We start from the raw sequence: 23,790 nt of genomic DNA, 5'->3' as shown, positions 1-23,790 counted from the left end.
TTTTATGTGACGATAAAGGAGTAGATAAAGTTGAAATCAGATAAAGAAAAGCTTCAAGTGTTAAATAATTTGGTCGCACATTACGGTTTTCAATATTGGTGGGAAGATGAAAATCGGATTTCTGATTGGGTTTCGATGATCTTGATCCAGCAGACGACTGAAAAAAATGCGCATAAAGCATTGGCTAATTTGGAACCTTATCTAACAGTAGAAAGTCTTCATGAAATGGAATTAGAAACACTTCAAGAACTGATCCGTCCAGCAGGATTTTTCACTCAAAAAAGTAACTATATCAAAGCATTGATCAGTTGGTTTATTTCCCATGATAGAGATTTTGATAAATTTCGTGCTTACTCTACTGAAGCGTTAAGAAAAGAGCTGTTAACGATCAAAGGTGTTGGCTCAGAAACAGCAGATGCGATGCTCCTTTATATTTTTGAACGAAATGTTTTTATCGCGGATCAATATGCCATTCGTTTGTTTAATCGTTTGGGGTTTGGTCCCTATAAGACGTACGAAGAAATGCGGAAAGACTTCAATCATTTGACGGATGGAATTCCTCATGATTTATGTAAAGAATGGCATGCAGCAATTGATGTTCATGGTAAGCATTTTGGCAAAGACAAGAATATGGATGAATCATTTTTAATCTCCTAAGCTTAGTTTCCTTCTTTCGATTGTGTTTAATGTTCGTTTAAGTTTCAAGGCGTACACTTTCTCTATGAGAGGAGGGAAACGTCATGAGTACTACTAAAAACATAAAAAGAAAGATTCCTAAAATACTTTTGATTGTAGGTGTTATTCTAATGCTCTTTCTTTTATTTCAAAAAAGCCTAACGGCATTCGCCGAAAAATTTACATCAACAAGTGACCCCGTGGCAATTCAAACGCCAACGATTTTTGTACCAGGCACAAATGGGACAGTGAATCGATTCAATGGCTTGATCAAAGCCTTAGATTCAAAAGCTGACGTGTTAAAAGTGACCGTAGCAACAGACGGAACGGTTTCCTCTAAAGGAAAATTACCAAGTACCGCAGAACATCCTATCATCGTGATTGCGTTTGAAGACAGTAGTGATGAGACACTACCCGTTCAAGGAAAATGGTATCAATTAGCATTACATTATATCCAAGAAAAATACTCATTTGAAACATACAATTACTTAGGGCACTCCAATGGCGGATTAGTCATTACCTCTTATCTGGAAGAATTTCAACAAACTGGTGACCCTGAATTAGCCAAACTAATCACACTAGGAACGCCTTATAATGATACGTCAAAAAAATATAATGAAACGGTGACTTCATTTACCCAACTAAAAGAAACTAGCGACCTACTTGAAGGCTATTTAACGAATCTAGAAAATATCCCTGATACAATTGAGATGTTGAATATTGCTGGAGAGGTTGATGATACGGCATCTGATAATACCGTTCCTGTGCAAAGCGTCTTTTCTGGAAGGTACATTTATCAGGATCAAGTAGCGGAGTATCAGGAAGTGTTGATCGAAGGAGAAAATACAAGTCACAGCGAGTTAGTTGAAAATCAGAAAGTCGTTCAATTATTGAAAGATTTTTTTTGGTAGAATAGAATAAAAATGAAATAGGATAAAGACGCTTGTCTTTGTTCTGTTTTCATTTTATGATGTAAGTATAATCAGACAAGTAAAAACGATTGGTTTTTAGCTTAATGAGAATGAAAGAGCTATTTTCTCAAAGAAAAGCCGAAAATAGCAAAAATAAAATAACTAAACTATAATAATTCTATTGACATAATAATTTTAAATTGATACGCTAAGAGTGTAGAAAAATGTCTAGCTACACAGGCTAGCTTTTAAAAATTAGGAGGAATATGTAGATGAACTTAATTAACACAAAACTATTAGATTTCGAATGTGACGCCTATCAAGATGGAGACTTCATCAAAGTATCAACAGCAGATGTATTAGGTAAATGGAGTATTTTCTTCTTCTACCCAGCTGACTTTTCATTTGTTTGTCCAACAGAACTTGGCGACATGCAAGATCATTATGATCACCTAAAAGAGTTGAACTGTGAAGTATACTCAGTATCAGAAGATAGCCATTTTGTTCATAAAGCTTGGGCAGATGCGACAGATACAATCGGTAAAATCAAATACCCAATGTTAGCTGATCCAAATGGAAAAATTGCTCGTTTCTTCGGCGTTTTAAATGAAGATTTAGGTCAAGCATACCGTGGAACATTTATCGTTAGCCCAGAAGGCGAAATCAAATCATACGAAATCAATGATATGGGAATCGGCCGTAATGCAGATGAGCTAGTTCGTAAATTAGAAGCATCTCAATTCGTAGCAAAACATGGCGATAAAGTTTGTCCAGCAAACTGGAAACCAGGCGAAGAAACAATTGCACCAAGTTTAGACTTAGTTGGTAAAATCTAAACGTTTGAATAGACAACCTTGAGACTTCCTTTATGGGAAGTCTTTCTTAAAATTTACAGAGCAAAATAATGAGATAGACAAAAAGGAGAACATACATGAGCCAAGAAATATATGATTTGATCGTAATTGGTGGCGGATCAGCGGCATTATCAGCAGGAATTTATGCAGGTCGTGCGATGTTAGATACATTGATCATCGAAAAAGATAAGATTGGCGGACAAGTAACCACAACTTCTGAAATCGTGAATTACCCAGCGATTCGAGCAACTACCGGTCCTGAATTAATGGAAGATATGCGTTTACAAGCGCTAGATTTTGGGGTTGAATTTACAACTGATGAAATCATTGATGTCGATTTAAGCCAAACGGTCAAAACAGTCAAATCCGCGACTAAAACCTATCAAGCGTATGCGGTGATCATCGCAACAGGTGCATCAGCACGAAAAATCGGCTTTCCAGGGGAAGTTGAATTTACAGGACGTGGCATTGCGTACTGTTCAACTTGTGACGGTGAATTCTTCCAAGGTTTAGATATTTTTGTACTTGGTGGTGGCTATGCGGCGGCAGAAGAAGCGGTTTATTTAACTCGTTACGGTAAATCAGTCACAATGATCATTCGTGAACCTGATTTTACTTGTGCCAAATTAACAGCAGAAGCAGCCAAACAGCATCCAGATATCAAGATCATCTACAATACAGAAGTCAAAGAAATTACAGGTGATGATTTTGTTCGTAAAGCGGTCTTTGTCAATAATGAAACAGGCGAAGAAACGACTTACGAAGCACCAACTGACAGTACATTTGGGATGTTTGTGTTTGCTGGAAATAAACCAAGTACAGAAATTTTTGAAGGAAAAGTCGAATTAGATCGTGGTTATGTCCCAACCAATGAAAACATGGAAACCAATGTTCCTGGTGTTTATGCTGCCGGAGACCTACGTATCAAAGAATTACGTCAAATCGTTACAGCAGTTGCTGATGGTGCAATTGCCGCAACGAATGCGCAAAAATACATCACCGAAGAAAAAACAAAAGCAGGCCTATCAATCGTCAATGAACGGATGGAAAAACGTTTAGCGAAGCAACATGCTGACAATAAAGAAACACAACCAAAAGCAGAAAAGAAACCTGCTAAAGCAACAAGTGGAAATAACACATGGTTCCCAGATGCAATGAGAGAACAATTGGGTGGTATTTTTGGTAAATTAACGAAAAATGTAACCTTATTACAAGTGATGGATAGCAGCGAAGAGAAATCCCTTGAATTGAATTCTTTCCTAACGGAATTTGCCTCATTAAGTGATAAAATTTTGTTGGAAACTGTTCAAAAAGGTGCGGACTCTGATGTAGAAGCGAAATATGGCATTGATAAATTACCAAGTGTTGTTGTCTTAAATGATCAAGGCGAGTACACAGGAATCAAATTTAGCGGTATTCCAAGTGGGCATGAAGTCAATTCAATCGTTTTAGCTGTCTATAATGTAGGAAGTGCTGGACAGCCAATTGAAGAGCCAGTAGTGAATAAAATCAAAGAATTACCGAAAAAGAAAGTTCAGATTTTCGTTTCATTAACCTGTCATTACTGTCCAGATGTCGTGGCAGCGTGTCAACGAATTGCTTCTATTAATCATAATGTTGAAGCAGAAATGATCGATATTGGTGTTTTCCCAGAATTGAAAACAGAGAAGAAAATCATGAGTGTTCCTGCGATGATCATTGATGATAAAGACATTGTTTTTGGTTCTAAAAATATGGATGAGATCATTGAGATTTTAGAAAAATAAAGAAAAAGCCGAATCAAAAGAACGAATTGTTCTTGATTCGGCTTTTTCTATTTGATTGTAACAAGTTTTTTCAACGGTTCAACACCAAAATGTTTTTCCTGATACAGTAAAATTTCAGCGCAAGCTCGGCTGTCTTCTAGTGCATCATGATGATTGTTCAACTGGATATCTAGATTATCACAAATCGTGTTTAATTTATGATTCGGCAACTCTGGAAATAACTTGCGACTCGTTTTAACTGTACACAATGAAAGATAATTCGGTTGTTCGATCCCATAATAATCCAAGGACCCAGCTAAAACACCACAGTCAAAAGGGGCATTATGAGCAACCACTAAACTATTGGGTTTAAAACAGGCTTGGATCTGCTTCCAAACATCAGGAAATTTAGGGGCATCCGCCACATCTTCTGGTTTGATTCCATGAATTTGGATATTTTTCCAGAAAAAGTCGGTTTCTGGTTTAATTAGTGAGTAATATTCATCAACGATGCGGCTATTCTCTACTTTTACTAAAGCAACAGAACAAGCGCTATGTTTAGCGTAACTGGCTGTTTCAAAGTCTATGGAATAAAAATTCATAGTCATTATCCCTTTCGGTTCAAAATTAATTCATACATGCAGTATAACAAAATAATAGATACAGGGTAAGTCCCATTCAGTAATATTAACAGAAATTAAATAAAAAGAGGATGGGACAGAAGTGTTAAACCCCGAGAAATAAGCTGAAATTCACGAAAATTGTTCTTCAAATTTTTGTGACCAAGTAGGTACTGTGCAACATCAACTCGTTCTTTGTTGTGTTTTACAGCAATTTCAGCTTATTTCCGAAGGGATTGCTTCTGCTCCCACCGTTTATCCCGCTCACTAAGCAATCGTTAAATCAACCTCTACTGGACAATGATCACTGCCAGTAATTTCCGTATGAATTTTCGCACTTGTTAAAGCCTCTTTCAATCCATCAGAAACAACAAAGTAATCGATTCTCCACCCAGCATTATTTTTCCGTGCATTAAAACGATAACTCCACCAAGAATAAACGCCTTCTTGGTCAGGATAGAAATAGCGATAAGTATCAATAAAGCCACTATCCAATAATTCTGTAAATTTTCCACGTTCTTCTGGTGTAAAGCCAGCATTTTTTTGATTGGTTTTCCAGTTTTTCAAATCGATATTTTGATGAGCAACATTCAAATCACCACATAAAATCACTGGTTTTTCTTTGCTCAACTCATTTAAGTAGGCACGAAAAGCATCTTCCCATGTCATACGATAATCCAATCGTTTCAGTTCATTTTGCGAATTAGGTGTATAACAAGTAATCATAAAGAAGTTTGGATATTCCAATGTGATCAAACGACCTTCTTGATCATGTTCTTCAAGTCCCATGCCGTATCGTACGCTGAGTGCTTCTTCTTTGGCAAAAATGGCAGTCCCTGAATACCCTTTTTTCTCAGCATAATTCCAGTATTGATGGTAACCTGGCAACTCTAAGTCAATTTGACCTTCTTGTAATTTAGTTTCTTGCAGACAGAAAAAATCTGCATCTAATTCGTTGAAAACTTCCATAAAGTTCTTTTTAACAACGGCACGTAAGCCGTTAACATTCCACGAAATACATTTCATCTTGAGGACCTCCTTCAAAATTGACGCGATTTATTGATTTTTGTAACTGAGACTTTAGATTAGTTTAACATACATAATCCAGATTTTGGTATTCTGTGTCGACTTTCTGATTGAAATCAACAAGTATCATTTTTGTATTCAGGTATTTAGATTTATGATAAAGTGAAAGGGAAGTCATGGAAAACACTATAAATATTTTGAACTGAAAGGAACTATCAAATTGAATACAAAAGAAATTGGGTTGCTGGTTTATGGCGTGGTACTAAGCAGTATGATTGGGGTTATATCGTTTATCTTTTTAAGAGTGGAAGGAATAGGTTCTGAATTACTTTGGAATTTAGTTTCGCCGGATACTCCTTTACGTGTGTTCTATATTTTAGGGCTTACGTTAACAGGTGGCGTTTTACTAGGGTTTTTACGAGCAAGATGGGGGAATTTACCTCATACAGTTCATGATTCTGTAACAGAATTAAAGCAAACAAAAACACTCGATCATAGTAGTGTTTTCCGTAGTTTGTTGATAGCTCTTGTCGTATTGATTTTTGGTGCAGGCGTAGGACCAGAAGCGGGGTTACTAAGTGCGGTTATTTATTTATCTGTATGGCAGGCGGATAAACTGCGCTATTACTACTTTCACTTTAATGAATTGAAAGAGTTGTCTCTAAAAGAGCAGATTGCACGTCTGATTCATCCTAAAAACTATTTGTTGACGTATGATGAAAAAAGAGCTGCTGATACAGGCCAAAAGTCGAAGAAAAAGTTTTTTTATCTGCTATTTATTATTAATGGCTTGATCACTTTTTTCCTTTTAATGAAACTGACAGGACAACCTTCTTTTGTTTCTAAAATGGGCGAATCAAATTGGATAGGGAAAGAGCTGTGGATAGGCTTGCCGTTGATGCTTTTTGGGGTAATAGTTGGAAAATGTTATCTTCTGTTTAAAATCTTTCTAAAGAAACGGTTAGATTTTTGGCAAGAGTTTCCGATTCGTAAAGCATTGATTGGATCTATCGCAATTTTTCTAATAGGTGTTTTTCTACCTAATTTACTTTTTTCAGGGCAACTATCGCTTTCATTGGCACCATTTGTTGGAAGTCAAGCTTCATTTTTAGTGTTAACGATGATTGCGTTGATCAAATTAGTATTCTTGCAACTATGCCTTAATACAGGTTGGATCGGTGGCGATATTTTTCCTATTGTATTTGCGGCAATCATTCAAGGATTTGCTGTATCACAGTTATTTACCCAAACGGATCGTTTGTTGATTGTTGCAATCGTGAGTACCAGTATTGCAATTGCAATCATAAATTCACCGTTTCCAGTAGGTGTGTTTATGATGTTATTTTTCCCACTAAATCTAAGCCCAATTATTTTAGCGGTAGCAATTATTTTATTTTTCGCCAAAAAAGGGTCAAATCGATTCATCCAAAAGAAAACAGTGAATCAAAAAATAGAATAACATATCATGTATCGTACTAAGATTATTATTATGTAAATAGGCGTTATCGATTTTATAAATATCGTGCAAAAAGCATATTTACTTGTGTACCCTTATCCAAGCATACCTTACTTATTATTAAGGGAGATGCCACTAAATGGACACCTCCTCATTTTTACTTCTTAACAAAATGAGTAGTTACTTTTCTTTCACGATCTAACTTCTTAATTTTGATTTGTTCAGCTTCCACCAAACGGATAAATTCTGTGAAAAAAGCGTGGAACAAATGACCACAAGCATAATATTCTTTGATAACTTTTTTCTTGTTGATTGGACCCGTTCGGAATTGGAAGAAATGATCCAATACGGCAAGAGGTTCTTGCCATGAGTCAAAATGATCTAGTAAATCTTGTAAATCAGTAATATCTTGATAGGGGATTGCTTTTAGGGTATGTAGCTCGTTTTTCATAATGGTTCTCTCCTTTTTTGAAGCACTGAATTTCGTACTTCAGCGCTTCTTAATGTACGCATTGACTTAGGCAACTTATTATATTAGCGGTAGAAATGACTTGTGGATGATCATTGTCAGTCTGGTAGAATTTCTATCGCTTTTTTTGGGATAAAACAAAAAACGCTATTGGAGCAGTCAGTGAGAAAAAGCTATTTTTTCAACAACGTTCTAAAAATACCTCAATCCGAAAAGTGCATGGATTCCTTTTTAGTCCAGTTGTTCAAAACTTAATGACTTTTTATCATCTTAAAACTACCAATACCGCCATCAATTATCTAGAAAAAGTATGCAGACTTTATTAAGTACATGATTTTAACAAAAAGTTTCCAGACAGACTAGAAAATTCCAGTAAAATTAGGTACAATAAAGAATGCTAGGACTTTGTGCTAGCAATTGGCAACTTGTATAGATAGTGTTCGCTGTCTATGCAAGGCTTCATCAGTTGGTTGTCGCCAAGTGATGAAGTGCCTTTTTGCTTTGCACCACTACATTCCACTTCGATCTCATCAATTTCTAAGAGCTAAAGCTCTAAGAATTGAAGGACCACGACTGACCAAAGGGCAGAGTGGATGATGCAAAGTACAAGGTGAACGAAGTGAACGTTGTCTCCTTGTCTTATATCTATAATTGATCATTTGTTTTAATTTGAAGTGAACCTCCTTTACTTGAATTTGTAGAATAGAAAAAACGATATCAGGAAATTTCCCAATATCGTCAACAATAGTCTCTAAAAATCATCTACCACTTCTTCTAAAATAGCCCAAAAGTTAACAAACCTATGGCAAAATAGGTAAACTTTAGGTATAAGAAAGAAGCTAGTACATGTTACTAGCACTATTGGCAACTTGTTTGGGCAGTGTTCGCTGTCGTTACAAGGCTTCGATTATTTGGTTGTCGCCAATTAATGAAGTGCCAATTTATTTTATATTCTGATTTGAACAGCTCATTTATAGATGGGCTGTTTTCTTTGTTCTATTCTACCTTCTAAGTATATACGAAAAGAAGGCGAACACGCAACCTAATTTTCCTCTTAAACGCCATTAAATAACACGAAAAATCGTTTCCTTATATATAAGATAAAATAACAGAAAATTATTTTTATTTCCCAAATTGGAAGTTTTTGACTTGCAATTTTTTGTTTGATAAAGAAATTCATGTTAGAGATAGCTATAAATATGTGATTTACTTCGATATTTTATTAAGATATACTTTATATTAGGGTTGAAAAAATATAAAGGAGTATGAAAAAATGATTGATGTTAACGGTGCAGAAGCACAGAATCAGGCGACCAAGATTGGTCAAGCTAACGATAAATTAACGATTTCCCAAACCGTGACCTTTTCTTCTGGGACAACGGTGCCAGGAAATGCCACAGCAACTACTACTTTTGAAGAATTTAAAACCTCTTCCACAACAATCCAACAATTGTTAAACCGTGACGTAGCGAATATTCACAGTGCTATTGCAGCGTTTGAACGAGCAGATTCCCAGACGAAACAGTTATTTGATAGACCCTTTACAGGTTTGATGAAATAGCGAGGGATTGAAGCGTTTAACTTAAGGAGTGGATGATATGAAAGAGGACGACATTAGAAAGAAGCGAATTGAAAACGAAGAAAAGCAAGAAGAGACTGTTCAGATTAGCCTATTACTAGAACGTCAAATGGAAGAATATGGACAGCTAGCTACGAGGGAACGGATACAAAATGAACGGATATTAGCCTATTTTCATGGACAAGAAGAATTTTCTTTTTTTGAAGATATTGTTGAAGAAGCTCGTATAGAAGAACACCGATTTTTTGATGAAATGAACGAAGGTCAGGAAATAGTAAACAAGGAAAAACGACAATTAGAAGAGTATTCCGAAACCTTGTATGAAGTAGAATTACAAGCGCTGAGAGAGGAGGAAGATGCCCGTGGTCAAAATGGTGATTGGTGAAGTCCAAACTCAAACAGAACAAATAAAATCATATGCTAAAACGTATAGTCAGGCATTGGAATCTGTTTCAACCGCAACGCAAGGGATTCAGTTAGCGGTAGGAATGAGCGGAGAAGGAATGGACGCCATAAAATCCTATCTTTCAAGCGTTTATCCAGCCCTATGTAAAGCAGCGATTCTTCATAGTGAGGCGGTTGTACAAGCGAATGAACAATATGTGGAAGCCTACATCTCTCAATGCGGTAGCGAAGATTTAGATTCAGAAGAATTACAAGAGCAAATCAATGAAGCTGACAAACTGATCCAAGGGTTTCAATCGTCAAAAGACAGCTATACTCAAGCCAAACAAAATTTATCAGACGACAAAGATAAATTAATGGGCATGATTTTCCAAGCCGCAATCACTATCATGGATGCAGGCATCACACGTAATCAAGCGAAAAAATCCAAAATAGAGGAAAAACTTCAAAAATTCCTTGCATTTTGTGACCAGTCTACCAGTTATTTTGATGGGTTGAGTGATACAGGGAATTTGCTTTCAAAAGGAATGCAAGCTTTAGGTGTTAACGGTAACGGCAGTATTGGTCCTAGGAGTTGGAACGGTAAAGGGTTTTCATTGAAGGATACATCTTGGATCAACGATGTAAATAAGAATTGGAATGATCGAATTGAAAGACGGGATAAAAAATTATTAGATGGTTGTAAGATTATTCATGTTTTTGATGAAAAATATGGTAAAGACGTTTACATGTTTGAAAAAGATGGGTATCATTACACCTTGAATGAAGATGATTTATCAGCAGATTTAAAGAAATTAATCAAAAAATACGGCTTAGATGTGTTAGAATTAAGTCCAACAGAGATGTCAAAACGAGTTAATGATTTCCAGAAGAGTGGGCGAGATTATTTTAGCGGTGATAAAGTTGGAATACCAGGTTTTGGTGCTTTAGCCCATGGACAAGATTTTATGGGGAAAGCACAAGAATCAGGTCTGTGGGATGCGATGTGGGCGCTTGGATTGACTGGAGCTGCAGTGAGGAATGCGCAGATTTATGGTAATAAAATTAGTGGACCCAAACTGAATAATAAAAATACAAATGATTTTGCTACAGAAGTATTTTTACCAGATGAGTATTATAAAAATAATTATTCACCTATGGAGGGCATTCCTAATAGTAGAATGGAATTTAATAGATTAGGTTCTAGTGGTAGTATTGAAAAATCTATTGTAATATATGACAGTCAAGGGAAACAAAGTATGAGAATAGATTTTTCAGATCATGGTAATTCTCTGCATCATACAAATCCACATATTCACGAATATAATTGGTTTGATAGAGGAAGAGCAGCGAATGAAACAAAATATTTCTTAGATGAAAATGGTCTATTTATGTCTGGGACAATAAATAAAGATACTAATACCATTCAATTTTTAGATTAAATATGTAAGGGAGCAAAATAATGAAAAAATATATCAAAAACTATGACAAGGTACAAAATAAAAGAGACATTGAATTAGGCTGGTATGATAAACAAATTATGCGAATAGACTTTTTTATAGAAGAGAATATTTTTAATGAAAAACGTACAATCTTGAATTTAGATACTAAAATTGCTAATAAGACTAACAATCAAATTTTGCTGGAAAAGTTGAGATTTGTAAATGTGAGGAATTTATCTTTAAAAGAAGTTAACTATTCTCCCATTGATAGTCTTATTATAGAGGATATGAAAGATACTGGGTGTGACTATTCTGAGGATATGCGTTTTCATGTACATGATGATAGTGGTTATGGTGAAAAGGCAGGATATAACTATATTAGTTTTTATTGTGAAAGCATCGAGGCCATTGATTTAGAGGAATTTCCTTATTCAGATTTCTAAATTCTGAATAAGGAAATGGTGGACGTGATGAAGCTTATTATGGAGTTAGTATAGATGGTAAATGTTCATTACAAAGTAAAGAATATGAATTATTTAAGCGGTGCTAGTGTAAAATTGCTAGTACCGTCTTTTTCATAGTATGAAGCAGAATTACAAGCGCTCAGAGAGGAGGAAGATGACCGTGGTCAAAATGGTGATTGGTGAAGTCCAAACTCAAACAGAACAAATAAAATCATATGCTAAAACGTATAGTCAGGCATTGGAATCTGTTTCAACCGCAACGCAAGGGATTCAGTTAGCGGTAGGAATGAGCGGAGAAGGAATGGATGCCATAAAATCCTATCTTTCAAGCGTTTATCCAGCCCTATGTAAAGCAGCGATTCTTCATAGTGAGGCGGTTGTACAAGCCAATGAACAATATGTGGAAGCCTACATCTCTCAATGCGGTAGCGAAGATTTAGATTCAGAAGAATTACAAGAGCAAATCAATGAAGCGGATAAGTTGATACAAGGGTTTCAATCGTCAAAAGACAGTTATACTCAAGCCAAACAAAATTTATCAGACGACAAAGATAAATTAATGGGCATGATTTTCCAAGCCGCAATCACTATCATGGATGCAGGAATCACACGTAATCAAGCGAAAAAAGCCAAAATAGAGGGAAAACTTCAAAAATTCCTTGCATTTTGTGACCAGTCTACCAGTTATTTTGATGGGTTGAGTGATACAGGGAATTTGCTTTCAAAAGGAATGCAAGCTTTAGGTGTTAACGGTAACGGTAGTATTGGTCCTGGGAGTTGGAACGGTAAAGGATTTTCTTTGAAGGATACATCTTGGATGAAAGACGTGAATAAACGTTGGAATGATCGCCATCAAACCAGTGAGCAGAAATTTGTGCGAAACTTGAAAGAGCAGTATGGATTTGATGATGAGACAGCACAAATTATTTTGAAAATGAAAGAAAATATTGATAAAAATTATCCTAATCTTTCACAGAGAGAACGAGATTATATTTTGAATCGTTTACTTGGTGGTTTGGTATATGGTGAAGGAAGCTTAAAACAAGCTGCTATGTGGGCTAATACGGCGGGTTTGGGAATTACTGATGGCGGTGGTGATGCTCTGTCAATTGAGGATCAGTTAAAGAAATTACTTGGCTTAAGCGATAGAGACTATGATTTATTACGTTATAAAGTGAGAATACAAAATATGATTTCATCATCCGGCAATATATCTTTTAGTGATCTAAACAAAGATCAACGACAAAAATTCAAAAATACTATGGGGCAAGCTTTGGGACATGATTTATCAATGGAAGATTTTGAAAAATTATGGAATAACCAATATAATCAGATGAGAGGGAAAGGAGACTTTGCACATCAGTCTATTACACAAGCTACCATTTTAAATCCGGGTATTCCAGCAGCAGCTGGAAATGGTGGTCGTGAAAATGCTAATCGTTTATCTGGTTGGAAAGGTGATGCAACAAAAGCGGCTGAAGCAAAACCGAGCTTAGGTCCAGATGATTATAAAGCGGATTTGGATTCAGAAAATATAACATATTTAATGAACAAAAATAAATGGTCTTACATGGATGCAATGAATTATTATCACAATCGTTTGCGATCAGGACAAAGCCGAGCACAAATTTTTACTGAACATACATCGTATAACGAAGTGAAAAAAACTATATTTGATAGTCTAAAAGTCAATTCTATGAAAGAATTAAAAGAAAAATACTATGATTCGTATCGATTTTTATGTAACTTAAAGGATAAAAATAATGAATTGAAGGATTATTAGAATGAAAAAAAAAATCTTTTTTATTATATTACTGATACTGATTGTCTTTGGGGTTTATAAAGGTTGGGGATATCTAAAAGTTAAAAATATTTTTGATGAAATATATTACTCAGAATATGATGATCTTGGTTATGTTTTAAATCCAAAAGGGTTTCCAAAGATGAAACAGATTGAACGGTGGGACAGAAAAACAGCAGATACTAATAATGTTGCAGGTCCAATAATTGAGAGTTATAAAGAAGAATATTTGGAGAACGGTGAGTCTTTATCAATTAGTTTTATGTTTTCAAAAAAAGAGTTTTATATAGGATATACTAAAAAAATAGATTCCAATATCTCTTATGATATTGGATATAGATATGATAGTGAAACAAAAATTTTAAATGAAGACATCAGTATTATAGATGACAACATAGAAAAATGGGATATAGAAAAAGCGAACGAAATCCAAAAATATTTTGATAAATACAATATTTCAAAGAAAGAAGTACAAATAGTAGCGGATAACGTCTTATACAATAAAGTTATCAAGGATTGGATCAATACTTATCCTAGTCGCTTCTCTGCAAAGAATATTGGAAAAGTGATAATCAAGAAAGATCCATTTTTAGAATAAATTGAAATGAGTAAAAAAATGAAGAAGAAACCAAAGCTTGTTGTACTATGTATAGTTATATCTTTTTGGATATAAAGGTTTGGAGTATTTGAAAATTAAAAATGTTTTCGATGAGATGTATTACACTGAAATTAAAGATATGAAAAAGCAGACAGCAAACGGATTTCCTAAAATGAAACAAATCAAAAGCTGGGATAAAAAAAGTACAGACATTATTCTGAGGCAACCTTAGAGTATATTGCATTGATGGCAGAGCTTCGGTTAAGAGAGTTAGACAATTTCTTGAACAGTCCGATTGGAAAATTTTATACAGCTGTTGTAGGAATGGTCTTCTTCTATGGCGGAGCCAAATTTATTGTTAAGGGAATTGTAGATTTAGGGAATGGTCTAGCCATGGCATATGGAATGGATGCGGCAACAGGGCAAATGATTCCTGTGCTTGTCAGAAGTGATGGATTGGTTATCTCTGAAGTGATTCAATCTGTGTCGGCGGGTGTAGCACAGGTAGTTACTGGAATAACTGTTAATGCTTTTGGCGAACTGAGTACAGGTGATTTGACTCCCGGAGGTAGATCATTGTCAACACATGGAGCAGAGCGAGCTAACGAAAGAGGTTTTACTCCAGAAACAATTGATTCTATCATTGAAATAATATGAAGACTAGATCATCTAGAATAGACGAGCTTGGTAGGAAAACATGGGAATATATAGATCCTAGGGGGAATAAAGTTGTAACTAATGAATGGGGGGGGATAATCTCAGTTCACTCACCGGCTCCAGGAGGAGTATATATACCCAAATAGTAAAAGGAGCTAAAAAAATGGATCGGATTTTTAAGAAAATCGTGAAAGAAATAGATCATGGATACGAACCCGGAATTGGTGCAGAGATTAATTCCTTTATGACATATCAAAAAGAAAACATAAATGATTATCAGTTATGTTTTAGTGAAAACGAAGAGTATTTTTCTCTAGATATAACTTTAGCTAATTTAAATAAAATAGCAGTCAAGCAGCTTTTTTTTCAGTTAATGCTGTTTATCGAATATTCGCATGCAACATTTTACACATTCAATCAGGGTATTGATGAAATAAGCTATGAAGTAACCTCTTATAATATTGATAAAAAGGGATTTTTACTGAAAATTAAATTTAGTTCATTAGATTAGGTAAAAACTTTAAATAAGTGTGAAATTTTAATTTTTAGGTAGTGACATAAAGCAATGTCTAATTGGAAAAAGATCTTGGAGAATATGCTGTTTTTTTAATTCTATTTCGATGAGTTATTTAAAGGAACACTATCCAGCATCATATAACTTCATTAGGAGTCTTGAAGAAAGCCAAAATAATTATCAAAATTATGTAAAGTAAAGGAAATTGATGGGTGAAACAAAGAAGAATCAGGTTAGTGTTTACTGTAATTTTATGTATTCTTATAATTGTCCCTGTATATTTCAGAATCAGTCAATATTTAACAATAAAAAATGTTTATGATGAACGTGGAGCTATTAATACGTCTTTTTTGGGTAGAGGAAATGTTTCCTTAGGGAAAGTTGATGGTATAGAGAGCTGGAATAGAGCAGACGCTTTTGACGAGAAATTTCCTGTTAGCGAAAAATATGATGAAAAGTCATTGCCAACCAACATGACAAATATGTCTCTTAGTTTTTTCTTTTCTGAAAAAAGACTGAATATTAGTTTTGGTTATGTCTTATCCGAGTCTGTTTCTATTAGATTCTACAATCAATATTATGTGGGGAAAAGTGAATTAGTTAGAAGTATATATTTTGTAGACGAACAAAATAAGATTAGTGAAAAAAATAAGATAAAAGAATACTTAGACAAATATAATATCGATAAAGACATACTTGAACAATTTTATAAGAAAGGTATGGATGATATTCTTCTTAAAGATTGGTTTTCAGTTCATAAAAGTCGTTTTTTTTTTTTAAAATCTAGGAGAATTAATTATTAAGGATGAACTTTTTTCAGATTTGTAATGATGGTTAGGATAGCTATATCTTCAATTTTAATGAATCTGTGGCTTCTTATGAATGTAAAAAAAGATAGCGATGGCGATATCGGTTATGTAATGAGAAGAAAATTACCTTATGGTCAGGCGCGTAATAAATAGTAATCAGAAGTAAGAAAAAAGAGTTCTCAATCAGAATTCTTCTCGAAATACGAAAATTTAGCAGATGTAAAACAACAAATACTAGCTGATTTAAATATAAACACAGTGGAAGAATTAAAGCAAAAGCAACCAGATGCATATCAATTTATTAAAAATCTTGAAAATAAGACCAATATATTAGGGGCATTTTAATGAAAAAGAAAACGATAGCAACAATTGTTATAAGTTCTGTAATTATTATGGTTTGTATTTTAGGAGGAATAAAATTGAAAGAATCAATGCAAGTTAAAAATGTTTTTGATGAGATGTATTATTCAGAATGGAAAGAACTAAATTATTCAGAGAGCAAGGGATTACCCAATATGAAGCAAATCGAACATTGGGATAGAAAAAATGCTGATTTAAAAAATAGTGTAGGACCTGTTATTGAAAGGTATAAAAGTAATTTTTTAGGAAAAAATGAGTCGCTTACATTTGGGTTTGATTTCTCTGAAAAGAGATTATTAATTAGTTTTGCGAAGACCATAACATCGGAGCTTTTATACAGAATCGATTTCTCTTACTCTATTTCAGAGAAACTATTAAAACAAAATGTTGTTATATTTGATGAGACAAAAGATACATACACAATAACTAATCCTCGGGAAATAGAAAAATACCTTGATAAATACCAGATATCAAAAGATTTTTTAAAGGATAAATCTAATGAGGTTTTATATCGCACTGTAATCAAAGATTGGTTAAATACTTATCCTAATCATTTTTCTCTAAAAGATATAGGCGAAGTTGACATTGAAAAAGATGAGTTTTTGAAGTAGATGAAGAAAAGATTAATCATTGTTTTCATACTCTTGATAACTATTTGGGTCGGGTACAAGAGTTTGGAGTATTTGAAAATTAAAAATGTATTCGATGAGATGTATTACACTGAAATTAAAGATATGAAAAAGCAGACAGCAAACGGATTTCCTAAAATGAAACAAATCAAAAGCTGGGATAGAAAAAAAGTACAAACATTTGATGATTTAACCATAATAAATGAACAATATAAGAAGGAGTTTTTGAAACAGGACGAAAATCTGACGTTTCATTTTGGATATACAGACAAAATATTATCTTTTGTGTATACAAAGAAGATAGATAACGGTATTTTTTTGCAAATGGGCTATAGTTATTTTGTAAAAGAAAAGTTGTTAAAAGAGAAAGTGAACGTTACCTTATCGGGTGTAGATGAATTAGATCCAACTAATAATAAAGAGATAGAAAGATATCTTGATAAACATCAGATATCAAAAGATTTTTTAAAGGATAAATCTAATGAAATTTTATATAACACTGTGATAAAAAATTGGGTGGAAAGTTATGATAGCTCATATACAGTAACGGATATAGGTGAAGTTACTATTGAAAGAGATCAGTTATTAAAATAGACGAAGAAAAAATTAATCGTGATTTTATACTTTTGATAACCATTTGGACCATTTGCAAGGGTTTGGAGTATCTGTAAGTCAAAAATGTATTTGATGAGATGTATTACACCGAAATTAAAGATATTCAAAAACAAAAAGCAACTGGATTTTCTGAATTGAAAATAAAGAACTTAATTTTTAATCGGAACTAGGGGCGTACAGAAATAGAATCATGATTTCAATTTGGTTTTATTATAAAGTACTTTAATTTCAGACATTTCCTCCCAATCAATAGTATAATAATCGTATCAACTATTGATTGTGAGGAATTCATATGAAAATCGGAATCATCGGCTTAGGAAATATCGCGCAAAAAGCATATCTACCTGTGTACTCTCAACTAAGAGACCAAGCAACGTTTATATTATCCACCCGAAATGAACAAACCCGAAAAGAAATCAGTGAAAAATACGGCTTCAACGAAATGGTTGCTTCAACAGAAGAATTGATTCAGACTGGAATAGCAGCTTGTTTTGTTCATGCCGCAACCAAAGTGCACGGTCAACTAGTAAAACAACTACTAGAAGCGGGCATCCATGTTTTCGTCGATAAACCGTTAAGTGAAAACCTAGCAGAAGTCAAAGAAATCCAAGCTCTAGCAGCAGAAAAAAAGCTGATTTTGATGGTAGGCTTCAATCGCCGTTTTGCACCGTTTGTGGACGAATTAAAAGCAGTTGACAATAAAAATATGCTGCTGATCCAAAAAAATCGAATAGCATCGGAATCTACAGCTAATTTTGTAATTTACGATTTATTCTTACATGTAGCTGATACACTTGTCTATCTCCTTGATGATGATATCCGCCAGGTTCAAACCAAAATCATTGAGGAAGATGGCTTACTAAAAAGAGCGATTCTTCACGTAGAAACAGAAACTACGACAGCCATTGCTTCAATGAATCTCTACGCAGGAGCAAATACAGAAACTTACCAAGTAACAAGTCCAGAAGGAACGTTAGTATTGGAAAATCTAACAGATTTAACTAGCCAAAACTCGTTAGGGACACAACAACAAAAATTTGGCGATTGGACAACAACAGTAGAAAAACGTGGCTTTCAACAAATGGTGGAGGAATTTATCAAAGCAGTTCAAACAAATGATGTCACGTATTTAAAACAAGAAAAAGTCTTTACAAGTCATGAACTATGTGCGCAAATGTTGCGTAAGCATCAAGAACATATTTTATAGAGTCAGACTAGAAAGTTTCTCTTTGACATGCTAGAATAAAAAGGATGTTTGAAAGAAAGGAACGACTTTCGATGAATAAAATTGAAATGATGAATGAATTAACAGATATAACCTTACTATTTGATGAACCTTTGATGAATTTTACGTTTACTAAAACAGGTGGACCTGTGGATGTTCTAGCTTTTCCAAAATCAAAAGCGGAAGTGGCGACATTAGTCGAATATTGCAAAAGTCATGAAATCCCTTGGCTTGTCCTAGGAAATGCCAGTAACTTGATTGTCCGAGATGGCGGTATTCGCGGAATGGTAATTATGTTGGAAAATATGAAACAAATCTCTGTTTCTAAAAACCAGATCATTGTGGAAGCAGGAGCAAAATTGATCGATACAACCTATGTTGCTTTGGAGCATGATTTGACTGGTTTTGAATTTGCTTGTGGGATTCCTGGAAGTATCGGCGGCGCTGTCTATATGAATGCGGGTGCTTACGGTGGAGAGATTAAAGACGTTTTCACAAGTGTTGATGTGTTGTTGGAAGACGGGACGATTCAAACCTTTACAAATGAAGAGATGGCATTTTCTTATCGTCATAGTGCGATTCAAGATATGCACTGTATTGTATTAGAAGCGACTTTTTCTTTAAAAGAAGGGGAAAATAGCGTAATCAAAGATCAGATGGTTGAGTTGACTGCACTAAGAGAATCGAAGCAACCATTGGAGTACCCATCTTGTGGCAGTGTCTTTAAACGACCAGAAGGACATTTTACTGGGAAATTGATTCAAGATGCTGGCTTACAAGGATTACAATGGGGCGGCGCTCAAATCTCAGAAAAGCATGCAGGGTTTATTGTGAATATCGATCATGCTACGGCTACTGATTATGTAGAATTGATTGCGCATATCCAGCAAGTGATCAAAGAAAAATTTGATGTTGTATTAGAAACAGAAGTCCGCATTATTGGAGAAGAACGTTAAAAAGAAGCCTTTCAGCAGGAAGGCTTCTTTTTTCTTCTTATTCAGCGTTCGCTTGTAAATCTTCAATTTCAACAACTTTAAGATTCTTACGCTCTAAATTTTCAACGATCAAAGCACAAGTTTCTTCAGTAGTTTCTGCTGGTAATGTAATCAAAGTACGACGAATGAATTCATCTTCCCCGATATCCAAGGTAATACAGCTGGCGATACTGCTATGTTTGGCAATGATTTTTGTCATTGCAGCAAGGTCACCCTGTTTACCAGTCGTAGCAATTGTTAATACATAGCTGCCACGTTCTATATTCCAAGACTGAGCAAGGATATTCAATAATGTACTATGAGTTAAAATACCATAGAAATGATTATTTTCATCCAACACAGCGATATACGGTAATTCTTTGATTGTAAAAAAGACTTTGAAGAATGACGTGTTCACAAAAATAAATTTTGTTGCATTTTTCAACAAATAGGTCACTGGTAGACTCATGTCTCCGCCGTTTGCTTTGTGGCGGTAGATGTGCATTTTATAGATATTTCCTCTAAAAATCTTTTCCGATTCATCTAGGATCGGTACACAACGATATCCTGAATCTTCAAGGATCGTCAGTGCTTCTTCCAGAGTACAAGATTCATTGACGGTTGTAAGATTTTTCTTTTTGATAACAACGGATTTTAATAACATGTTAATCCTCCCGTAGGTTAAATTCTTCTAACAGGGTAATGATAACATAATTTGAAAGAAAACCATAGTTTATTGAGTATCCATTGACATTTTATTAAAAGAATGATAATGTTATTGAGTAAATTTGTGAATAGAGGAGGTTGAACAATGGCAACAAAAAAATCAGCACTTGCTTGTTCAGATTGTGGCTCCAGAAACTATTCTAAAGCCGTCAGTGAAGGAAAACGTGGAGAACGGTTAGAAATCAAAAAATTCTGTAAATACTGTCAAAAATACACGTTACATAAAGAGACGAAGTAGATATTGGAGGAGTTCAAATGAAATTTTTACGTAGTGTTAAAGATGAGATGAAACAAGTTACATGGCCATCTAAAAAACAATTACGCAAAGACACGTTGGTGGTTATCGAAACATCGATCATTTTTGCAGCATTATTCTTTGTGATGGATACAGCGATCCAAACTGCATTTGGCTGGATTCTTAAGTAATTCAAACTAGTATTTCATTAAAAATGGTGCTATAATAACTTGTGAGGAAAAACTTCGGGGAACTGAGGTTTTTTTATTTTCAGACGAAAAAAAGCAGTTTCAAGAAATAGTTGATACTCTTAATGTATTGTATGATCACTATATAAACCTAAAGGAGCCGAAGCAGAAATGGAATCATTTGAAAAAAATTGGTATGTACTGCATACCTATTCAGGGTACGAAAACAAAGTGAAAGCGAATATTGAATCGCGAGCACAAAGTATGGGCATGGGAGATTTTATTTTCCGAGTAGTCGTTCCAGAAGAAACAGAAACAGAAGTAAAAAATGGCAAATCAAAAGAAATCGTGCATAAAACGTTCCCTGGTTATGTCTTAGTTGAAATGACAATGACTGATGATTCTTGGTATGTAGTGCGTAATACACCAGGTGTTACTGGGTTTGTTGGTTCACATGGTGCGGGAAGCAAGCCAGCGCCGTTATTGCAAGAAGAAATCAATCACATCTTGCGTTCAATCGGTATGAGCACACGTCAATCTGATTTGGATGTTGCACTAGGTGACACCGTTCGTATTATTGAAGGGGCCTTTTCTGGCCTTGAAGGTGAAGTAACAGAAGTTGATGAAGAGCGCCAAAAATTAAAAGTGAACATCGACATGTTCGGTCGTGAAACAAGTACCGAGTTAGATTTTGAACAAGTAGATTCAATCTAAAAAAATAAAGAGCTGAGGCATAATGGTTTTGGCATGGAGAGAGTGGAACAAAACTAATCATAGTTTTGTCCTGCTCTCTTCTTACTATAGCGATAATTGAAAAGGTGATAAAATGAAAAATAAGAAGGATTACGTCATTCTAATAGTCTGTATCGTGTTATTTTTTGCTGGTTGCGCGAATAAAAAAGGAGCGGATAATGGAAAGCAGCAGATCGGTAAACAAACAGACACTAGCGAGAATGTACAAAAGACATCTGTTCCGACACTATTTATCCATGGCTATGGTGGTGGAAATAATTCCTTTGGTCGTATGATCAAACGATTGGAAGGAAACCACCGTACCAAAAAAGAGTTAATTTTGACTGTTAGTGTGGCTGGAAAAGTCCAAGCTAAAGGCGAACTTACTGGCAAAGAAAATAATCCTAGTGTTCAAGTGCTTTTTGAAGATAATAAAAATAATGAATGGAATCAAGCAGAGTGGATCAAGAATTGTCTGGAATTCATTGGGAGCAATTATGGAATCACCCAAGTCAACTTGGTAGGACATTCTATGGGTGCCGCTAGCACTTTACGTTATTTGACAACATTTGGTGAGGATAACAATTTACCGAAAATCAACAAATTTGTAGGCATAGCGGCACCATTCAATGATTTCGTAGAATTATCTAATGGAGAGACGCTTGACGATGTTTTACAAAATGGTCCTGCAATTCAAAGTGAGCGCTATTCAGATTATGTCAATGGAATCGACAAAGTGTCCAAAGGGATGAAAGTCATGATTGTTGCAGGAGATGTAGAAGATGGCAGTTTAAGTGATGAAGCAGTTCCTGTTGCGGATGCAGTAAGTGTTGTCGCGCTATTTCAAACACATGGGAATGAGGTACAAGAAAAAATATTCTACGGAAAAGCTGCCCAGCATAGTAAATTACATGAAAATACGGAAGTAGATCAACTTGTTGCAGATTTTTTATGGCAATAAAGGATTAAGTCAAGTGGATGGAACGATGAAAGTCAGAATGAAAGACATTACGAAAATGGCTAATGTATCTGAAGCTGCGGTTTCTTTGGTATTAAATGATAAACCATCTAGAATTCCGGAAAAAAGAAGCAGAAAATAAAAGCAATCGCAAAAGAATTTAACTATATCTCAAATATAGCGGCCCAACGTCTTGCTAAAAATGCTTCACAAACCATAGGGGTTGTTGTTCCTAATCTTGAAAATAGAAACATAGACTGATAGAAAGAGCTGTTTTTAAATACTAAAAAAATAAAAAGTAAAATGGTACGTGTTCCTTAAAAAGAGGAATACGTACCATTTGATATTTTTAGGCTAGACATTCCTTTTTTATCAGATATAATGACTTAAATTATTTAATTTCTTTTTGAGTTGATACATGCGGATATCAATGACTCAAATATTACCAGGGTTCTTCCGAAAAACAGTTGTGGCTGAGCAATATTTGTTGAAAAGGGACTATATGAATCAGTAGAAAATATTAAGTCAGCAGCAACAGCGATAGCCGTGTTTTTGTTACCTAAAAAAGCAATAATCGTGTTATTTTTTTTTCTAGCTAGTTCTACTGTTTTTCTTAATGACTCTTCTTCACCGGAATGAGAAACAACTATAAAAAGAATGTTTTGATTATTCTGATTATTTATTAATTGAGTGTGAGAGGTAGTAATGTTAGGAATCGAGTGGAAATTCAAAACCTCACTAATATAACTAGAAATGTGAGAAGAAAATCCTTCACCGAGAACGACTACTAAGTTTTTACGATTTTTTTCAATTAGCATGCAAAATTGATCGATTTCAGTTGTAGAAGGCAGTATTTCATTTACGATAGGAGTTGGTAAATGCGATTCTTTAATTTTATATACTAGTTCGTTGTATCCAGATAAATTTAATTTTTTAGCTAAACGAACAATAGAGGTAGGGGAGGTAAAACAATCTTTAGCTACTTTACGAATACTGAGATCACGTGTATTTCCGCATTGTTCATCTAAGTATACAAGAATTTGAAGTTCTGTTTTGGTTAAATTGTACATTTCTTTCAGGTAATGTAAATTCATGGTGTAACCCCCTTAATAAGAATATAAATAATTTTAGCAGAAAAAAGTGT

At 34.6% G+C, this 23,790-nt stretch carries 28 protein-coding genes; 23 read left to right on the top strand and 5 right to left on the bottom strand.

Annotation, left to right across the window (positions count from 1 at the left end):
• The first annotated feature begins 30 nt into the window (after positions 1-30).
• The 4 genes from IGJ55_RS12315 (at position 31) to IGJ55_RS12300 (ending at position 4,206) form a co-directional block, all read left to right on the top strand.
• A complete protein-coding gene (locus IGJ55_RS12315) occupies positions 31-657 on the top strand; it encodes an endonuclease III domain-containing protein (protein ID WP_207120648.1) in 627 nt (208 codons plus the stop codon).
• Positions 658-740: 83 nt separating this feature from the next.
• Complete coding sequence (locus tag IGJ55_RS12310) at positions 741-1,586, top strand: alpha/beta hydrolase (RefSeq protein ID WP_207120649.1); 846 nt, start codon at positions 741-743, stop codon at positions 1,584-1,586.
• 272 nt (positions 1,587-1,858) lie between these two features.
• Entirely contained in the window at positions 1,859-2,422 is a 564-nt protein-coding gene (gene ahpC, locus IGJ55_RS12305; RefSeq protein ID WP_010760552.1) for an alkyl hydroperoxide reductase subunit C, read from the top strand.
• A 95-nt stretch (positions 2,423-2,517) separates the two neighbouring features.
• A complete protein-coding gene (locus IGJ55_RS12300; RefSeq protein WP_430606577.1) occupies positions 2,518-4,206 on the top strand; it encodes an FAD-dependent oxidoreductase in 1,689 nt (562 codons plus the stop codon).
• Positions 4,207-4,253: 47 nt separating this feature from the next.
• Here the strand turns inward: IGJ55_RS12300 and IGJ55_RS12295 are convergent, their stop codons facing one another.
• Both IGJ55_RS12295 and IGJ55_RS12290 read right to left on the bottom strand, forming a co-directional pair.
• Positions 4,254-4,787 carry a 3'-5' exonuclease gene (locus tag IGJ55_RS12295; RefSeq protein ID WP_111248188.1) on the bottom strand — a complete coding sequence of 178 codons (534 nt, stop codon included), beginning with the start codon at positions 4,785-4,787 and terminating at the stop codon, positions 4,254-4,256.
• A gap of 285 nt (positions 4,788-5,072) precedes the next feature.
• Positions 5,073-5,831 (bottom strand): exodeoxyribonuclease III, encoded by a 759-nt coding sequence (locus IGJ55_RS12290; RefSeq protein ID WP_429949001.1) that lies wholly within the window; start codon positions 5,829-5,831, stop codon positions 5,073-5,075.
• Positions 5,832-6,051: 220 nt separating this feature from the next.
• Between IGJ55_RS12290 and IGJ55_RS12285 the strand changes: the two genes are divergently transcribed.
• A complete protein-coding gene (locus IGJ55_RS12285) occupies positions 6,052-7,290 on the top strand; it encodes a chloride channel protein (RefSeq protein WP_429949003.1) in 1,239 nt (412 codons plus the stop codon).
• A gap of 154 nt (positions 7,291-7,444) precedes the next feature.
• On the opposite strand, the gene IGJ55_RS12280 is transcribed toward IGJ55_RS12285, so the two are convergent.
• Positions 7,445-7,738: a hypothetical protein gene (locus IGJ55_RS12280; protein ID WP_429949005.1), complete on the bottom strand. Its 294-nt coding sequence runs from the start codon at positions 7,736-7,738 to the stop codon at positions 7,445-7,447.
• Between the two features lie 1,291 nt (positions 7,739-9,029).
• Here IGJ55_RS12280 and IGJ55_RS12275 point away from each other — a divergent pair.
• From IGJ55_RS12275 to murB, 13 genes are all read left to right on the top strand, one after another.
• Positions 9,030-9,317: a TIGR04197 family type VII secretion effector gene (locus IGJ55_RS12275; RefSeq protein ID WP_206838250.1), complete on the top strand. Its 288-nt coding sequence runs from the start codon at positions 9,030-9,032 to the stop codon at positions 9,315-9,317.
• A 37-nt stretch (positions 9,318-9,354) separates the two neighbouring features.
• Positions 9,355-9,720, top strand: coding sequence for a hypothetical protein (locus IGJ55_RS12270; protein ID WP_206838252.1), 366 nt, complete (start codon positions 9,355-9,357; stop codon positions 9,718-9,720).
• On the top strand, positions 9,707-11,161 hold the full coding sequence (locus IGJ55_RS12265; protein ID WP_430608162.1) for a T7SS effector LXG polymorphic toxin: 1,455 nt from the start codon (positions 9,707-9,709) through the stop codon (positions 11,159-11,161). The genes IGJ55_RS12270 and IGJ55_RS12265 overlap by 14 nt, the downstream gene beginning before the upstream one ends.
• 20 nt (positions 11,162-11,181) lie before the next feature.
• Positions 11,182-11,604: a hypothetical protein gene (locus IGJ55_RS12260; protein ID WP_206837881.1), complete on the top strand. Its 423-nt coding sequence runs from the start codon at positions 11,182-11,184 to the stop codon at positions 11,602-11,604.
• Positions 11,605-11,779: 175 nt separating this feature from the next.
• Positions 11,780-13,408, top strand: a complete 1,629-nt coding sequence (locus tag IGJ55_RS12255; protein WP_429949010.1) for a T7SS effector LXG polymorphic toxin — start codon at positions 11,780-11,782, stop codon at positions 13,406-13,408.
• Between the two features lies 1 nt (position 13,409).
• Positions 13,410-14,024 carry a TipC family immunity protein gene (locus IGJ55_RS12250; RefSeq protein ID WP_429949012.1) on the top strand — a complete coding sequence of 205 codons (615 nt, stop codon included), beginning with the start codon at positions 13,410-13,412 and terminating at the stop codon, positions 14,022-14,024.
• Positions 14,025-14,270: 246 nt separating this feature from the next.
• Positions 14,271-14,681 (top strand): hypothetical protein, encoded by a 411-nt coding sequence (locus IGJ55_RS12245; protein WP_429949014.1) that lies wholly within the window; start codon positions 14,271-14,273, stop codon positions 14,679-14,681.
• A 163-nt stretch (positions 14,682-14,844) separates the two neighbouring features.
• The gene (locus IGJ55_RS12240) at positions 14,845-15,192 is read left to right on the top strand and encodes a hypothetical protein (protein WP_429949016.1); all 348 of its coding nucleotides are present in this window, start codon (positions 14,845-14,847) and stop codon (positions 15,190-15,192) included.
• Positions 15,193-15,407: 215 nt separating this feature from the next.
• Entirely contained in the window at positions 15,408-15,998 is a 591-nt protein-coding gene (locus IGJ55_RS12235; RefSeq protein ID WP_429949018.1) for a TipC family immunity protein, read from the top strand.
• A 350-nt stretch (positions 15,999-16,348) separates the two neighbouring features.
• Positions 16,349-16,975, top strand: coding sequence for a TipC family immunity protein (locus IGJ55_RS12230; protein ID WP_429949020.1), 627 nt, complete (start codon positions 16,349-16,351; stop codon positions 16,973-16,975).
• A complete protein-coding gene (locus tag IGJ55_RS12225) occupies positions 16,976-17,587 on the top strand; it encodes a TipC family immunity protein (RefSeq protein ID WP_429949022.1) in 612 nt (203 codons plus the stop codon).
• Between the two features lie 313 nt (positions 17,588-17,900).
• Entirely contained in the window at positions 17,901-18,815 is a 915-nt protein-coding gene (locus IGJ55_RS12220) for a Gfo/Idh/MocA family protein (protein WP_430606576.1), read from the top strand.
• 71 nt (positions 18,816-18,886) lie between these two features.
• The gene (gene murB / locus IGJ55_RS12215) at positions 18,887-19,789 is read left to right on the top strand and encodes a UDP-N-acetylmuramate dehydrogenase (RefSeq protein WP_207120663.1); all 903 of its coding nucleotides are present in this window, start codon (positions 18,887-18,889) and stop codon (positions 19,787-19,789) included.
• A 37-nt stretch (positions 19,790-19,826) separates the two neighbouring features.
• On the opposite strand, the gene cbpA is transcribed toward murB, so the two are convergent.
• Positions 19,827-20,471, bottom strand: coding sequence for a cyclic di-AMP binding protein CbpA (cbpA, locus tag IGJ55_RS12210; RefSeq protein ID WP_069640985.1), 645 nt, complete (start codon positions 20,469-20,471; stop codon positions 19,827-19,829).
• Between the two features lie 147 nt (positions 20,472-20,618).
• Between cbpA and rpmG the strand changes: the two genes are divergently transcribed.
• The 5 genes from rpmG (at position 20,619) to IGJ55_RS12185 (ending at position 22,788) form a co-directional block, all read left to right on the top strand.
• Positions 20,619-20,771, top strand: a complete 153-nt coding sequence (gene rpmG, locus IGJ55_RS12205; protein WP_010760564.1) for a 50S ribosomal protein L33 — start codon at positions 20,619-20,621, stop codon at positions 20,769-20,771.
• 17 nt (positions 20,772-20,788) lie between these two features.
• Positions 20,789-20,959, top strand: coding sequence for a preprotein translocase subunit SecE (gene secE / locus IGJ55_RS12200; RefSeq protein WP_069640986.1), 171 nt, complete (start codon positions 20,789-20,791; stop codon positions 20,957-20,959).
• Between the two features lie 168 nt (positions 20,960-21,127).
• Positions 21,128-21,670 (top strand): transcription termination/antitermination protein NusG, encoded by a 543-nt coding sequence (nusG, locus tag IGJ55_RS12195; RefSeq protein WP_010773265.1) that lies wholly within the window; start codon positions 21,128-21,130, stop codon positions 21,668-21,670.
• A 112-nt stretch (positions 21,671-21,782) separates the two neighbouring features.
• Positions 21,783-22,649, top strand: coding sequence for an alpha/beta fold hydrolase (locus IGJ55_RS12190; RefSeq protein WP_430606575.1), 867 nt, complete (start codon positions 21,783-21,785; stop codon positions 22,647-22,649).
• Positions 22,624-22,788: a LacI family DNA-binding transcriptional regulator gene (locus IGJ55_RS12185; protein ID WP_239574115.1), complete on the top strand. Its 165-nt coding sequence runs from the start codon at positions 22,624-22,626 to the stop codon at positions 22,786-22,788. Before IGJ55_RS12190 ends, IGJ55_RS12185 begins: the two co-directional genes overlap by 26 nt.
• A gap of 253 nt (positions 22,789-23,041) precedes the next feature.
• On the opposite strand, the gene IGJ55_RS12180 is transcribed toward IGJ55_RS12185, so the two are convergent.
• Positions 23,042-23,740, bottom strand: a complete 699-nt coding sequence (locus IGJ55_RS12180) for a MurR/RpiR family transcriptional regulator (protein ID WP_430606573.1) — start codon at positions 23,738-23,740, stop codon at positions 23,042-23,044.
• Between the last annotated feature and the right edge of the window lie 50 nt (positions 23,741-23,790).

The organism is Enterococcus sp. AZ170, assembly GCF_050545135.1.
Lineage (GTDB): Bacteria > Bacillota > Bacilli > Lactobacillales > Enterococcaceae > Enterococcus_L > Enterococcus_L ureilyticus.
Note: the sequence above shows the minus strand (reverse complement) of the source record. Positions and strands in the feature narration are given on the sequence as shown.

Excerpts from the sequence above, each read along its gene's own strand:
- IGJ55_RS12310 (WP_207120649.1), top strand. The coding sequence starts at position 741 with ATGAGTACTACTAAAAACATAAAAAGAAAGATTCCTAAAATACTTTTG.
- ahpC (WP_010760552.1), top strand. The coding sequence starts at position 1,859 with ATGAACTTAATTAACACAAAACTATTAGATTTCGAATGTGACGCCTAT.
- IGJ55_RS12300 (WP_430606577.1), top strand. The coding sequence starts at position 2,518 with ATGAGCCAAGAAATATATGATTTGATCGTAATTGGTGGCGGATCAGCG.
- IGJ55_RS12295 (WP_111248188.1), bottom strand. The coding sequence starts at position 4,787 with ATGAATTTTTATTCCATAGACTTTGAAACAGCCAGTTACGCTAAACAT.
- IGJ55_RS12290 (WP_429949001.1), bottom strand. The coding sequence starts at position 5,831 with ATGAAATGTATTTCGTGGAATGTTAACGGCTTACGTGCCGTTGTTAAA.
- IGJ55_RS12280 (WP_429949005.1), bottom strand. The coding sequence starts at position 7,738 with ATGAAAAACGAGCTACATACCCTAAAAGCAATCCCCTATCAAGATATT.
- IGJ55_RS12275 (WP_206838250.1), top strand. The coding sequence starts at position 9,030 with ATGATTGATGTTAACGGTGCAGAAGCACAGAATCAGGCGACCAAGATT.
- IGJ55_RS12270 (WP_206838252.1), top strand. The coding sequence starts at position 9,355 with ATGAAAGAGGACGACATTAGAAAGAAGCGAATTGAAAACGAAGAAAAG.
- IGJ55_RS12265 (WP_430608162.1), top strand. The coding sequence starts at position 9,707 with ATGGTGATTGGTGAAGTCCAAACTCAAACAGAACAAATAAAATCATAT.
- IGJ55_RS12260 (WP_206837881.1), top strand. The coding sequence starts at position 11,182 with ATGAAAAAATATATCAAAAACTATGACAAGGTACAAAATAAAAGAGAC.
- IGJ55_RS12255 (WP_429949010.1), top strand. The coding sequence starts at position 11,780 with ATGACCGTGGTCAAAATGGTGATTGGTGAAGTCCAAACTCAAACAGAA.
- IGJ55_RS12250 (WP_429949012.1), top strand. The coding sequence starts at position 13,410 with ATGAAAAAAAAAATCTTTTTTATTATATTACTGATACTGATTGTCTTT.
- IGJ55_RS12245 (WP_429949014.1), top strand. The coding sequence starts at position 14,271 with ATGGCAGAGCTTCGGTTAAGAGAGTTAGACAATTTCTTGAACAGTCCG.
- IGJ55_RS12240 (WP_429949016.1), top strand. The coding sequence starts at position 14,845 with ATGGATCGGATTTTTAAGAAAATCGTGAAAGAAATAGATCATGGATAC.
- IGJ55_RS12230 (WP_429949020.1), top strand. The coding sequence starts at position 16,349 with ATGAAAAAGAAAACGATAGCAACAATTGTTATAAGTTCTGTAATTATT.
- IGJ55_RS12225 (WP_429949022.1), top strand. The coding sequence starts at position 16,976 with ATGAAGAAAAGATTAATCATTGTTTTCATACTCTTGATAACTATTTGG.
- IGJ55_RS12220 (WP_430606576.1), top strand. The coding sequence starts at position 17,901 with ATGAAAATCGGAATCATCGGCTTAGGAAATATCGCGCAAAAAGCATAT.
- murB (WP_207120663.1), top strand. The coding sequence starts at position 18,887 with ATGAATAAAATTGAAATGATGAATGAATTAACAGATATAACCTTACTA.
- cbpA (WP_069640985.1), bottom strand. The coding sequence starts at position 20,471 with ATGTTATTAAAATCCGTTGTTATCAAAAAGAAAAATCTTACAACCGTC.
- rpmG (WP_010760564.1), top strand. The coding sequence starts at position 20,619 with ATGGCAACAAAAAAATCAGCACTTGCTTGTTCAGATTGTGGCTCCAGA.
- secE (WP_069640986.1), top strand. The coding sequence starts at position 20,789 with ATGAAATTTTTACGTAGTGTTAAAGATGAGATGAAACAAGTTACATGG.
- nusG (WP_010773265.1), top strand. The coding sequence starts at position 21,128 with ATGGAATCATTTGAAAAAAATTGGTATGTACTGCATACCTATTCAGGG.
- IGJ55_RS12190 (WP_430606575.1), top strand. The coding sequence starts at position 21,783 with ATGAAAAATAAGAAGGATTACGTCATTCTAATAGTCTGTATCGTGTTA.
- IGJ55_RS12180 (WP_430606573.1), bottom strand. The coding sequence starts at position 23,740 with ATGAATTTACATTACCTGAAAGAAATGTACAATTTAACCAAAACAGAA.